The sequence below is a fragment of the Yersinia antarctica genome, from assembly GCF_056636475.1.
The window spans coordinates 1606577-1618729 of sequence record NZ_JBSJQF010000001.1 but is presented as its reverse complement, the minus strand read 5'-3'; the positions used below and the strand labels follow the sequence as shown (position 1 = coordinate 1618729).

The window sequence follows — 12153 nt, the reverse complement described above, 5'->3', positions numbered from 1 at the left end:
ATCACCCCGATACTGGGCTCCATATCAAGTCGAATTAGGCATTATCTGAATTCAAGTCCTCTATCTCCTGAATTCTGCCAAACAAACTATAGTCATAGTCTAGAGCCAACGAGGTTGGTGCGGCTAACAAATGTTAGTCGGTATTAATGCTAAGTCTGGGAGACAGAATGAAAATAATACTGTGGATTATCGCCATTATTTTTATTGTCGGGTTGTTGACGATTACTGGTGTGTTTAAATTGATTTTCTAATGATTATCAGAGAGATGTAAATATCCGCCAATTGCTTTAAGCAGAATTTGCAGCCCGTCTGCAAATTCTGCTATCTACTGACTGTGTTCTCTACCTATTCCGACACCTGAGCTAAACGCCCTTGCCCATCTTTTTGCTGACGATAGCTTTTGGCAGCCCCAGGGATCGGCGCGGCTTTACCGGTTTCCATCCAACTGCGTAGGCGGTTTGCATCGGCAAAATGCGTATATTTACCAAAGGCATCTAACACCACAAGAGCTACAGGACGATTGCCAATGACGGTCCGCATTGCCAAACAGTGCCCAGCTTGATTCGTAAAGCCGGTTTTAGTGAGCTGAATATTCCATTTATCGTTATAAACTAAATGGTTAGTGTTACGAAATGGCAGCGTATAATCAGGGTCACGGAAAGTTGCCATTTTCTCAGTGGTAGTGCTTAGTTGCCCAATCAGCGGGTATTGTTTGGTCGCCACCAGCAACTTGGTCAAATCATGCGCGGTCGAGACATTATCAATCGACAGACCTGTTGGCTCAACATAACGTGTTTTGGTCATTCCCAAAGATTTCGCTTTCGCATTCATTGCGTTAATAAATGCGTTATAGCCTCCGGGATAGTGATGCGCCAGACTCGCCGCAGCGCGGTTTTCCGATGACATTAATGCTAATAGCAGCATATCTTTGCGACTGATTTCACTGTTTACCCTAACCCGAGAAAATACCCCTTTCATTTCTTTAGTTTGATGAATATCTACTGAGATAATCTCATCCAGTGGCAATTTGGCATCCAACACCACCATTGCGGTCATCAGTTTGGTGATTGACGCAATGGGTACCACTTCATCAGCATTGTTAGCGTAAATCACTTTATTTGTTTGTAAATCAACCACCATCGCGCTGCCGGATGCCAGTTCCAAGGGCGTTTTCCCTTTAATTTCAGCCGTCCCACCACTGGCAGAGGCTAAAGGAACAACACTGATACCGGTAGATAAAAGCAAAAAACTTAATAGTGCAAAACGGATTTTCACATGCATGTTCGTCAGCTTAGATAGGTTGTCGGGAGTGATTGTGGTTGGTTTGGCGCATTATAAATTACAGTAATGCACGGCGCACCACACATTCTTCAAATGATTGTTACAAAGATTAAAGCTGCCTAATTGCTACTCACCGGTAAACACTTTTCAAAGAAAGGAACAAAGACTTATTGTGAGCATTATTTTGAAAGATAGTGATTGTTTATAAAATAAGCAAGCAGCCATCGTGGCTCAATTTAGGTCAGGATAATTCAATTTTGCTAAATTACGCGGGATGTGACGTTAATTGGCGGAAAGATTAGCGCTATAAATCTAAACAGATTATCAATAATGACAAAAAAAACGCTTGCTAGACTAATTATTACCCTATAATTGCCAACATAATTTTTAGATATACCCTAAATAATTCGAGTTGCAGGAAGTCGGCAAGCGAGAGACAAATCGGTCGGAAACCGATTTGAACAGCATTTATGCCGCCCGCAGGGTGAGGCTCATTAACCCCGATGAGCTTACATGAGTAAGTGATTCGGGTGATTGAACGTAGCCAATGCAGCTTGAAGTATGACGGATATAAAACTGATTCATAGGTATTTATATGGGAACAACAATCTTTGGTATTCTCTTTGGTGTATTTCTAATAGCGGCAGGTTTAGCGGATATTCATGATGAAAATCTAGCATCACTAACCTTCTGGGTTGACGCATTGCTGATTCTTGTTGGTGCAGTATTCCTATTGGGTATTGCAAAGTTTATCGGGCGTAAGAAGAAATAGCAGTGATATTTATCAGAAAAGGCCGCGCACGGCCTTTTCATTGTCAGCCTGTTCGCCAATTCCCAAACGAAATGCAACAAAGTGACCCACCGGTCAGGTACGGATAAAATAGCCGTATTGACCCTGTCGGAGACCCTGTTGCATGAAGGGAAAACATTTGACTCAGCATGAGCGCTTTTACATCGAAAAACGAAAAGCTGAAGGCGTTAATCAGTCCTGCATTGCCAGAGAACTGGATGTCTCTCGCTCTACCCTGAGCCGGGAGCTCAGGCGTAATACGGACCCCGCTTTCAACGGACTTTACTCCTCCAGACGCGCTGATGCCTTAGCCAGACAACGGCGGGGCGACACCTCGGCACACAATGCCTGTGTCCCTCTGGGCCAGCAGACACAAGACTTTCTCCGGCAGGCGCTGGCTGTACATACCTCCCCTGAGGTTATCTCTGGGAGACTGAAAATCCAGTTTGATATCGCCGTCAGCAAAAATACCCTCTACCGCTATATCCGTTCGGACAGACAGGCTGGCGGTAAGCTTTACCTTCAGCTCCCTCACCGGGGTAAACGCTATCGCTATGATACGGGTGAGCCCGGACGCACGCCCATCCCGGACAGGGTTGGCATTGAGCACAGGCCTGCTGAGGCTGAACTCAAACAGGTTCCCGGGCATGTTGAAATCGATACGATTTTTGGCAAAGACCAGAAGTCATTCCTGCTGACGGTCGTGGACAAAGCCACAAAGCAGGTCATTATCCGTAAACTCCCCAATAAGTGCGCTGAGAGCGTCGTGGAAGCGTTCAGGGACATCGTGGCGAATACTTTCTGCGAGTTTAAAACCCTGACGGCAGATAACGGACCCGAGTTTGCGAAACATAAGGACATCACTCAGGTAACGGGCGCAAAGGTTTACTTTGCCCGGCCTTATCATTCCTGGGAGCGGGGGTTGAATGAGCATACCAACGGTCTGATACGGCGGTTTTATCCGAAAGGAACCGATTTTAATGGCGTCAGCGATGAAGATATTGCGAGACTGGAGCACATCCTCAACACTCGGGGGCGCAAATCTCTGGAATACAGCTCACCGAATGAGGTATTTTTAGAGTATCTACTCGCTGCATAACGCATGATGGTTTGTTGCGTTTCGTTCGGGAATGGGGCGTTATACCAAATCACTCATCACTAATTGTGCGATTTCAAAGTAAATAATCAGGCCGGTACCATCAATAAAGGTAGCAATAAAAGGTGCGGAGACCACCGCAGGATCAATTGACATCCGTTTTAATACCATCGGAATAATAGAAGAGACAATGGCACTCCACACGGTGATAGCAACAACAGTTAAGCTCACCACAATGGTGACTTCCATCCCTACGCCCAGGAACCAAGCGCGGATCCAGGCCGCCAGCCCAATCGTCGTTGCCACCATCAGAGAAGTAGAGACCTCTTTACGCAATACCGCCCCCACATTGCGCAGACTCACCTCCCCCAAAGCCATGGCCCGTACCAGAGTCGAGGTAATTTGCGTACCACTGTTACCACCGGTTCCAATCAGTAATGGAATAAAGAAAGCCAGCGCGATAGCGGCTTCCAATTGCTCTTCAAACGCTTTCAATACTGTTCCGGTATAAGCTTCTGCCACAAATAACAGTAATAACCATATAACGCGTTTACGCCATAATGTTATCGGACTAGTTTGCAAGTAAGGCTCGTCGAGAGGCAAACTGGCTCCTTGCCGTTGGGCATCCTCAGTATTTTCATCTTCGATCAATTCGGCAATATCTTTCGCCCGTAATACCCCCACTAATTTTCCGTGGCTTAATACCGGAACAATATCCAGGCCGCTTTTTGCCAGTAAACTTGCCGCCTCATGACGATCCTGCTCTGGAGATACCGAGAAATAACTCTGATTGATAATTTGAAATACTTTTATATCAGGCTGTTCTTCCGTCAGTAGATTTTTAACCGAGAGTAAGCCGACCAAATGCCGATTGCCATTTGTTACCAACAATTGCGTTGGTATTTCACTATCTGAGATATTCTGCAAGAAATAGGCTTTAGCCTCAGTGACTGACATATCAGCCGATACCGTAATATAAGTATCGCTCATATAGGCACCTAAGGTGGACTCTTTATCCTCGCCTTGATTGGATTGCTTTGGTATTGCTAAATCGAAATGTGAACTCATAAATGACCCTATTACTGTTATAAATTAACTAAACAGTCCTCACATAGGGGCGTAACCAGATTAGAGAGTGCTCAATGGCTATCTCCGTGTCTAAGTTTTAGCACTATACAACGTATCTGATTTCTCAGAAGTTACTTTGGGTTATACCTTAATCCGATATAACCTGTCCTAACCTTGGGCGTCTCTGGACGTCGTCAGATCAGTAACCTGTGTTTGTATAGGAGCCTCGCCTAACGAGATACTGCATTTAAAATGCAGGCACACTATAAACGCGATACTTAAAACAAATCAAAAGAATAACTATTCTTGTTTAAGCTATATTTAGGGTTAGGATTTATATGGCTAATATATAAGTAATAGAAAATTCATACCCGCAGAATAGCCAACGCAATATCTTTTGAGTTTTTTAACGCACGGATTTCACTGAATAAATCTGTTGCTTCAGCATATTCTTTACGTAAATAACCCAACCACTGTTTGATGCGGGCAACATGATACAGGCCGGTATCGCCCTGCTTTTCCAACTGCACATATTTTTGCAGCAGTTTTACCACTTCAGACCAAGCCATATGCGGTTCGTTATACTTCACCACCCGGCTCAGATTCGGTACATTTAATGCCCCGCGCCCTAGCATCACGGCATCACAGCCCGTCACCTTCATGCACTCCTGCGCGCTCTGGTAATCCCAGATCTCACCATTGGCAATCACGGGGATAGTCAGCCGCTGGCGTATTTCGCCAATCGCTTGCCAATTAATTCGTTCGGCTTGATAACCATCTTCTTTGGTGCGGCCATGTACTGCCAGTTCAGTCGCGCCCGCTTGTTGCACTGCGTCTGCGATTTCAAACTGACGAGCGCCAGAATCCCAGCCCAAACGAATTTTGACTGTGACTGGCAAATGCGCAGGCACGGCTTCACGCATCGCTTTGGCTCCCTGATAAATCAATTCAGGATCTTTCAGCAATGTGGCACCACCGCCACTGCCATTCACCAACTTTGAAGGACACCCACAATTGAGATCGACACCGTATGAGCCAAGTTCTACCGCGCGAGCCGCGTTTTCCGCCAGCCACTCGGGATATTGACCCAATAATTGAATACGAACTAAGGTGCCGGAGGGAGTACGGCTTTGATGATGTAATTCAGGGCAGAGACGATAGAAGGATTTTGCTGGCAAAAGTTGATCGACCACCCGTAAAAACTCAGTGATACAAAGGTCATAATCGTTCACTTCGCTGAGGAGTTCGCGCACCAGTGAATCTAATACCCCTTCCATCGGCGCCAATAATACCCGCATGCTAATTACCCTGATCCATTATCCGCACTCGCCCAGTATAAACGTAAAAAAGACCGGCAATGATACGGGGGAATTGAGGTGTAAAACAAGGAATAACCCAGCAGGAACGCCAATTCAGATGAAAAAAAACCGCCTCAAAGAAGCGGTTTGATCAGCGAAAGGGATTACCGCTTATTCGCCTGGTTTACTGCTACGGCCACGTGAAGAAGGGCCAGCAGGGCGACGTTGACCATCAGCCTGGCTACGTGGGCGACTGTTACGGCTATCGCCGCGACCGGCTGCACCACCACCATTCTGTGGACGGCCTGCGCTGCTACCACGCCCCATTCCTGGACGTTGTGCGCCACGGCCCTGGCGACCATTTTGAATCGGATCAGCTTTGATGCTTGGGTCCGGCTCATAGCCATCCAGCGCGATGCGCGGAATTTCACGCTTCAGTAAACGCTCAATATCACGCAACAGTTTATGCTCATCAACGCAAACCAGTGAAATCGCTTCACCTGTGCGTTCCGCGCGGCCCGTACGACCAATACGGTGCACGTAATCTTCTGGTACGTTAGGTAATTCATAGTTAACCACATGGGGTAACTGATCAATGTCCAGACCACGGGCAGCAATATCAGTGGCTACCAGAACCCGGATTTTACCGTCTTTAAAATCAGCCAATGCACGAGTACGCGCGCCCTGACTCTTATTACCGTGAATTGCCGCGGAGGTAATGCCGTCTTTATTCAGTTGTTCAGCCAAATGGTTAGCACCATGCTTAGTGCGGTTAAACACCAACACTTGCTGCCAGTTGCCCTCACCAATCATCTGAGACAATAATTCACGTTTACGGTTTTTATCCACAAAATGAACACTTTGCGCAATTTGTTCAGAAGCTGTATTGCGGCGCGCTACTTCAACGGAAGCCGGGTTGTTCAACAGCTTGCTCGCCAGACCTTTAATTTCATCTGAGAAGGTGGCGGAGAACAGCAAGTTCTGGCGCTTAGAGGGCAGTTTGGCTAATACGCGACGGATATCGTGAATAAAGCCCATATCCAGCATGCGGTCAGCTTCGTCCAATACCAAAATTTCGATCTTGGACAAATCTACTGCGTTCTGATGTTCCAGATCCAGTAAACGGCCAGGCGTCGCGACTAAAATATCAACACCACCACGCAGTTTCATCATCTGGGGGTTAATGCTAACGCCGCCAAATACCACCAGCGAACGTAGCTTCAGATATTTACTGTAACTCTGTACGTTTTCGTCAATCTGCGCAGCCAGCTCACGGGTAGGCGTTAAGATCAACGCACGTACCGGGCGACGGCCTTTAATTGGCTGTTGATCCTGACTAAGCAGTTGCAGCAATGGCAAGGTGAAACCAGCGGTTTTACCGGTACCCGTTTGCGCACTGGCCATTAAATCACGGCCTTCCAGTACCACAGGGATTGCCTGACGTTGAATCGGTGTCGGCACAAGGTAGCCCTGCTCTTCAACAGCACGCAGGATGTCGGCGTTTAGGCCGAGAGAATCAAATGACATATTACAAGAAGCTCCAGATCTTCCCAATCCCAACGATATCGTCAGGTGCAGTTTCAAGGGAAGATTATCAGACGAGGCATGAATTGAGGCATTACCACGAGGATTGGCACAAACTGCAGTGCACCATTGCGGCTGATTGTAGCAGATCTTTAGCAAGAAAAGGGATATTTACACATTTCTTAAGATTTTTATTAGCGCAAACATCAAGAGAATTGATTTATTACTTGTCATTTATCCATCCCCGATCGCAAAAACCAGGCTTTTATCCGCGCTAACTTTACATATTCTTTGGGACGACCTAAAGTTAATCATATGATTGATTAATTGTTCGACTACCTCTTAGCATTTAACTAATTTCAATTTATTAAGTATGGTGACGATGTCTCATTCCACACCTCATTCCTTAATATTATCCACGCCCGTTACCAGTCGTGGTGAGCAAGCCCGCCAACAATTGATTCAGGCGGCTACCGAATTATTTGGTGAGTTAGGCCTGAAAGGGGCAACAACTCGGGATATCGCCCAACGGGCAGGACAGAACATTGCGGCCATCACCTACTATTTCAACTCTAAAGAAGGGTTGTATCTGGCGGTCGCGCAACAAATAGCGGATTTCATTCAGCAGACCTTCTCACCGCTGGCACAAGAGATTGACCAGTTTCTCCAACAACCGATTCACGCACAAATCGCCGAGCAACAGTTGCATTTTATTCGCCGTGGGTTACTGGAATTCAGCCATCTAATGACCCAGCCAGAAACGTTGAATATGAGCAAAATCATGGCGCGTGAGCAACTCTCCCCGAGCGATGCTTACCCACTGATTCATGTGCAGGCTATTGCGCCATTACACCAAAAACTCAATCTGCTGCTGGCCGCATTTATTGGTGCTGATGCCAGTGCAACCAAAACGATTCTTCATACCCATGCCTTGATTGGTGAAGTGTTGGCCTTTCGCATGGGGCGCGAGACTATCCGCCGCCAGGCCGGTTGGTTGGATATTGGTGAGGCTGAAAGTGAAATGATCAATCAGGTACTTATCGAACACATTGACCTGCTGCTTTACGGATTGCGGGACAAATCAGTACGGTGAGCGTATTGAAGGGGTCGTTATAAAATTGTAGCTATAGACATGGTCGATAGGGAGCATTATGAATCGCAAGAAGATTATAGTGGCCGTCGTTATTGTTGCCCTACTGGCGGCGATAGGTTATGGCTGGAACTACTACCGTCAACAACACGACGCATCATTGACGCTGTACGGCAATGTGGATATTCGCACAGTGAATTTAGGCTTTCGAGTCGGTGGTCGGCTGGCGTCTCTGGCTGTCGATGAAGGGGATAAAATCCAGCCAGGGGAAGTTCTGGGGAAACTGGATGACGGCCCTTATCTCAATGCACTCAAACAAGCGCAAGCCAATGTTCAAAGCGCGCAAGCACAGTTGGCTTTATTGAAGGCAGGATACCGTGACGAGGAGATAGCACAGGTAAAATCTGAAGTTGCTCAGCGAGAAGCGGCATTTGGCTATGCCGATAGCTTCCTAAAACGTCAACAAGGGTTGTGGGCAAGTAAAGCCACCTCGGCCAACGAGCTAGAGAATGCTCGAACTGCTCGTAATCAAGCACAGGCTAATCTGCAAGCCTCCAAAGATAAGCTCGCACAATATTTGAGTGGTAACCGGCCACAGGAAATTGCGCAAGCCGAAGCAAATCTGGCCCAAAGTGAAGCTGAACTGGCTCAAGCTCAACTCAACCTGCAAGACACTACCCTGCTCGCGCCATCAGCGGGTACCGTACTCACTCGCGCGGTTGAGCCGGGGACCATTTTATCCGCCAGTAACACCGTATTTACCCTGTCACTGACCGATCCGGTATGGGTACGGGCCTACGTCAGTGAGCCCCACTTGAATCAGGCCATTCCCGGTACCGAAGTCGACGTATTTACCGATGGCCGCCCGGACAAGCCATATCACGGCAAAATAGGTTTCGTATCACCCACGGCGGAATTTACCCCTAAAAGTGTCGAAACGCCTGAGCTGCGTACCGATCTGGTTTATCGCTTACGTATCATTATCACTGATCCCGATGAATCGTTACGACAAGGTATGCCCGTCACCGTTCGTTTCGCACAACCTTAAGGCGGCATGAGCTATGAATGGAATCCAGCATCTTATTACTTTGGAGGGTGTTGAAAAACGCTTCCCCGGACTGGATAACCCCGCCGTCGCCAGCCTGACGACAGAGATCCGCAGTGGTGCAGTCACTGGTTTGGTTGGGCCGGACGGGGCCGGTAAAACCACCCTACTCCGTATGCTCGCCGGATTACTCAAACCCAGTCAAGGCAAGATGACGGTGGTCGGGCTGGACCCGTTAGAAAACGATCGCCAGTTACATTCTATTCTCGGATATATGCCACAAAAGTTTGGTTTATATGAAGATCTCACGGTGATGGAGAACCTGACGCTGTATGCCGATCTACGCGGGGTTACCGGTGAGCTTCGCCGCCAAATATTTGAGCGCCTGCTGACGTTTACCGATTTAACCCGCTTTACTGACCGGCTGGCGGGAAAACTGTCCGGCGGGATGAAGCAAAAACTGGGCTTGGCCTGTACTCTGGTCGGTCAGCCCAAAGTACTGTTGCTCGATGAGCCGGGTGTCGGCGTTGACCCGATTTCACGCCGCGAGCTATGGCGCATGGTGCATGAGTTAGCGAGCGATGGCATGCTTATCCTGTGGAGCACATCATATCTGGATGAAGCAGAGCAATGCCGCGAAGTGTTGTTGCTAAATGAAGGGAAGTTGCTGTACAGCGGTGCACCTCAAAGCCTGACACAACGGATGAGTGGGCGCACAATTTTGCTGGCAGCGCAAACCGGGACCAACCGTAAACTGTTACAACATGCGCTGGCATTGCCCCAAGTGAGTGATGGGGTTATCCAGGGGAAGTATGTGCGGTTAATCCTCAAACCCGACGTGGATCACAGCCAACTATTGCCACTACTCAATCAACCGAATGCCGAGATAACTGAAGCAGAACCGCGCTTTGAGGATGCCTTTATCGACCTGTTGGGGGGCGGCCCCGCCAGTGAGTCCGCGTTGGCGAAGATCATGCCCAAAGTCGCAGGTAGCCATCAGGAGACCGTGATTGAAGCCCAAGAGTTAACCAAAAAATTTGGCGATTTTGCTGCTACCGATCATGTAAATTTTCAGGTCAAACGCGGTGAGATATTTGGTCTACTCGGTCCGAATGGGGCGGGTAAATCCACTACCTTTAAAATGATGTGCGGTTTGTTAGTCCCCAGCTCAGGCAAAGCATTGGTACTGGGAATGGATCTGAAAACCAGTTCAGGTAAAGCACGACAACATTTGGGCTATATGGCGCAGAAATTCTCGTTGTATGGCAATCTGACCGTTGAACAAAACCTGAAGTTTTTCTCCGGCGTTTATGGTCTGCAAGGCAAAACACAACGCGATAAAATAGCTGACATGACCTCAGCCTTTAACTTTACCCCAATCCTCAAACAAACCCCGGACTCACTGCCTCTGGGGTTTAAACAGCGTTTAGCATTGGCCTGCGCGTTAATGCATGAACCAGACATTCTGTTCCTGGATGAACCAACGTCCGGTGTCGACCCCCTCACCCGCCGTGAGTTTTGGTTGCATATCAATGGGATGGTAGATAAAGGTGTCACCGTCATGGTTACCACCCACTTTATGGATGAAGCGGAATACTGTGATCGTATCGGGCTGGTTTACCGTGGCAAAATTATCGCAGCCGGCACACCGGATGAGTTAAAACAACAGGTTGCCAGTGATAATAATCTTAATCCCTCCATGGAAGAGGCCTTTATTGGGCTGGTGCAGCGCTATGATCAGCAAAATGATAAGGAGCAACAGTCATGACCGAGCCACATCTATTGCCAGTGGATAAATCGTCGGTAAATGAGAGCGAAACTTATCAGGACACGGGGTTTTCCTGGCGTCGCCTACGGGCTTTATGCCGTAAAGAGACCCGGCAAATACTGCGTGACCCGAGCAGTGGATTGATCGCATTCGTCATCCCGCTGTTGCTGCTGTTTATCTTTGGCTATGGCATCAATCTGGACTCCAGCAAACTGCACGTCGGCATTTTAATGGAGCAACAGAGCAAACCGGCTCAGGATCTGGCTAACGCCTTCGCCAGTTCACCTTATATTTCACCGCAAATCAGTGATAATCGCCAGGCGCTAATTCAGGCGATGCAAGCCGGAAAGATTCGTGGGCTAATTGTGATCCCCAATGATTTTGCGCAGCAGCTTGCGCGCCCCGAAAGTAAAGCCCCCATTCAGGTGATTACTGATGGCAGTGAACCCAATACCGCCAACTTTGTGCAAGGCTACGCACAAGGGGTGTGGCAAATCTGGCAACAACAACAGGCGCAAAACCTAGGGCAAAAAAACGATCCTCTGATTGAGATTCAGGTCCGTTATTGGTTTAACCCTGCCGCCATCAGCCGACATTTTATTATTCCCGGAGCCATTACCATTATTATGACGGTTATCGGCGCGATTCTAACCTCGCTGGTGATCGCCCGTGAATGGGAGCGCGGAACCATGGAAGCGCTGCTGTCGACCCAGGTCACGCGCAGCGAGTTGCTGTTGTCGAAACTGATCCCCTATTACGTCCTGGGCATGATAGCCATGACACTCTGCATGGCGGTGTCGGTATTTATCCTTGATGTGCCTTTCCGTGGCTCATTGTGGATACTATTTGTTATGACCAGCCTATTTTTGGCCAGCACTCTGGGTATGGGATTGCTAATTTCGACCATTACCCGCAATCAATTTAACGCCGCAATGGTGGCCTTGAATGCCGCATTCCTGCCGGCTGTGATGCTGTCTGGCTTCATTTTCGAAATTGACAGCATGCCCGCTATCGTGCGCGCCGTAACCTATATCATTCCGGCCCGTTATTTTGTCAGCAGTCTGCAAACCCTGTTTCTGGCGGGGAATATCGGCACCGTGCTGGTGATTAACCTGTTGTTCCTGGTCGCCTCAGCAGCCGTATTTATCGGCCTGACGGCATGGAAAACTAATCGTCGATTAGATTAGGCGCCG

Annotated in this window: 11 protein-coding genes and 1 riboswitch; of the genes, 7 read left to right on the top strand and 4 right to left on the bottom strand. The window is 48.1% G+C overall.

What is annotated here, in order from left to right; translation table 11 throughout:
• Positions 1–146 precede the first annotated feature (146 nt).
• Positions 147–251 (top strand): small membrane protein YohP, encoded by a 105-nt coding sequence (locus ACWJJO_RS07495; RefSeq protein WP_481090872.1) that lies wholly within the window; start codon positions 147–149, stop codon positions 249–251.
• 94 nt (positions 252–345) lie between these two features.
• Here ACWJJO_RS07495 and pbpG read toward each other — a convergent pair whose 3' ends face one another.
• On the bottom strand, positions 346–1281 hold the full coding sequence (gene pbpG / locus ACWJJO_RS07490) for a D-alanyl-D-alanine endopeptidase (RefSeq protein WP_083159502.1): 936 nt from the start codon (positions 1279–1281) through the stop codon (positions 346–348).
• 595 nt (positions 1282–1876) lie between these two features.
• Here pbpG and ACWJJO_RS07485 point away from each other — a divergent pair.
• On the top strand, positions 1877–2053 hold the full coding sequence (locus tag ACWJJO_RS07485; protein ID WP_005189574.1) for a hypothetical protein: 177 nt from the start codon (positions 1877–1879) through the stop codon (positions 2051–2053).
• Between the two features lie 142 nt (positions 2054–2195).
• On the top strand, positions 2196–3170 hold the full coding sequence (locus ACWJJO_RS07480; RefSeq protein ID WP_481090871.1) for an IS30 family transposase: 975 nt from the start codon (positions 2196–2198) through the stop codon (positions 3168–3170).
• 39 nt (positions 3171–3209) lie between these two features.
• On the opposite strand, the gene mgtE is transcribed toward ACWJJO_RS07480, so the two are convergent.
• The 3 genes from mgtE to rhlE all read right to left on the bottom strand — a co-directional run bounded on the left by mgtE (position 3210) and on the right by rhlE (position 7060).
• Positions 3210–4235 carry a magnesium transporter gene (gene mgtE, locus ACWJJO_RS07475; RefSeq protein WP_083159504.1) on the bottom strand — a complete coding sequence of 342 codons (1026 nt, stop codon included), beginning with the start codon at positions 4233–4235 and terminating at the stop codon, positions 3210–3212.
• A 75-nt stretch (positions 4236–4310) separates the two neighbouring features.
• Positions 4311–4480, bottom strand: a riboswitch (M-box (ykoK) riboswitch).
• Positions 4481–4600: 120 nt separating this feature from the next.
• Entirely contained in the window at positions 4601–5533 is a 933-nt protein-coding gene (gene dusC / locus ACWJJO_RS07470; protein WP_083159506.1) for a tRNA dihydrouridine(16) synthase DusC, read from the bottom strand.
• A gap of 171 nt (positions 5534–5704) precedes the next feature.
• Positions 5705–7060 carry an ATP-dependent RNA helicase RhlE gene (rhlE, locus tag ACWJJO_RS07465; protein ID WP_083159508.1) on the bottom strand — a complete coding sequence of 452 codons (1356 nt, stop codon included), beginning with the start codon at positions 7058–7060 and terminating at the stop codon, positions 5705–5707.
• A 379-nt stretch (positions 7061–7439) separates the two neighbouring features.
• On the opposite strand from rhlE, the gene ACWJJO_RS07460 reads away from it, so the two are divergent.
• From ACWJJO_RS07460 to ACWJJO_RS07445, 4 genes are read left to right on the top strand one after another with little or no spacing between them, the layout of a single operon-like run.
• On the top strand, positions 7440–8150 hold the full coding sequence (locus ACWJJO_RS07460) for a transcriptional regulator (protein WP_083159510.1): 711 nt from the start codon (positions 7440–7442) through the stop codon (positions 8148–8150).
• 58 nt (positions 8151–8208) lie between these two features.
• Positions 8209–9195 (top strand): secretion protein HlyD, encoded by a 987-nt coding sequence (gene hlyD / locus ACWJJO_RS07455; RefSeq protein WP_083159512.1) that lies wholly within the window; start codon positions 8209–8211, stop codon positions 9193–9195.
• Between the two features lie 13 nt (positions 9196–9208).
• Positions 9209–10960: an ATP-binding cassette domain-containing protein gene (locus tag ACWJJO_RS07450; protein WP_481090870.1), complete on the top strand. Its 1752-nt coding sequence runs from the start codon at positions 9209–9211 to the stop codon at positions 10958–10960.
• Positions 10957–12147: an ABC transporter permease gene (locus ACWJJO_RS07445; RefSeq protein WP_083159516.1), complete on the top strand. Its 1191-nt coding sequence runs from the start codon at positions 10957–10959 to the stop codon at positions 12145–12147. The genes ACWJJO_RS07450 and ACWJJO_RS07445 overlap by 4 nt, the downstream gene beginning before the upstream one ends.
• Positions 12148–12153: the final 6 nt, after the last annotated feature.

Coding starts and splice junctions, on each gene's coding strand:
- ACWJJO_RS07495 (WP_481090872.1), top strand. CDS start 147: ATGCTAAGTCTGGGAGACAGAATGAAAATAATACTGTGGATTATCGCC.
- pbpG (WP_083159502.1), bottom strand. CDS start 1,281: ATGCATGTGAAAATCCGTTTTGCACTATTAAGTTTTTTGCTTTTATCT.
- ACWJJO_RS07485 (WP_005189574.1), top strand. CDS start 1,877: ATGGGAACAACAATCTTTGGTATTCTCTTTGGTGTATTTCTAATAGCG.
- ACWJJO_RS07480 (WP_481090871.1), top strand. CDS start 2,196: ATGAAGGGAAAACATTTGACTCAGCATGAGCGCTTTTACATCGAAAAA.
- mgtE (WP_083159504.1), bottom strand. CDS start 4,235: ATGAGTTCACATTTCGATTTAGCAATACCAAAGCAATCCAATCAAGGC.
- dusC (WP_083159506.1), bottom strand. CDS start 5,533: ATGCGGGTATTATTGGCGCCGATGGAAGGGGTATTAGATTCACTGGTG.
- rhlE (WP_083159508.1), bottom strand. CDS start 7,060: ATGTCATTTGATTCTCTCGGCCTAAACGCCGACATCCTGCGTGCTGTT.
- ACWJJO_RS07460 (WP_083159510.1), top strand. CDS start 7,440: ATGTCTCATTCCACACCTCATTCCTTAATATTATCCACGCCCGTTACC.
- hlyD (WP_083159512.1), top strand. CDS start 8,209: ATGAATCGCAAGAAGATTATAGTGGCCGTCGTTATTGTTGCCCTACTG.
- ACWJJO_RS07450 (WP_481090870.1), top strand. CDS start 9,209: ATGAATGGAATCCAGCATCTTATTACTTTGGAGGGTGTTGAAAAACGC.
- ACWJJO_RS07445 (WP_083159516.1), top strand. CDS start 10,957: ATGACCGAGCCACATCTATTGCCAGTGGATAAATCGTCGGTAAATGAG.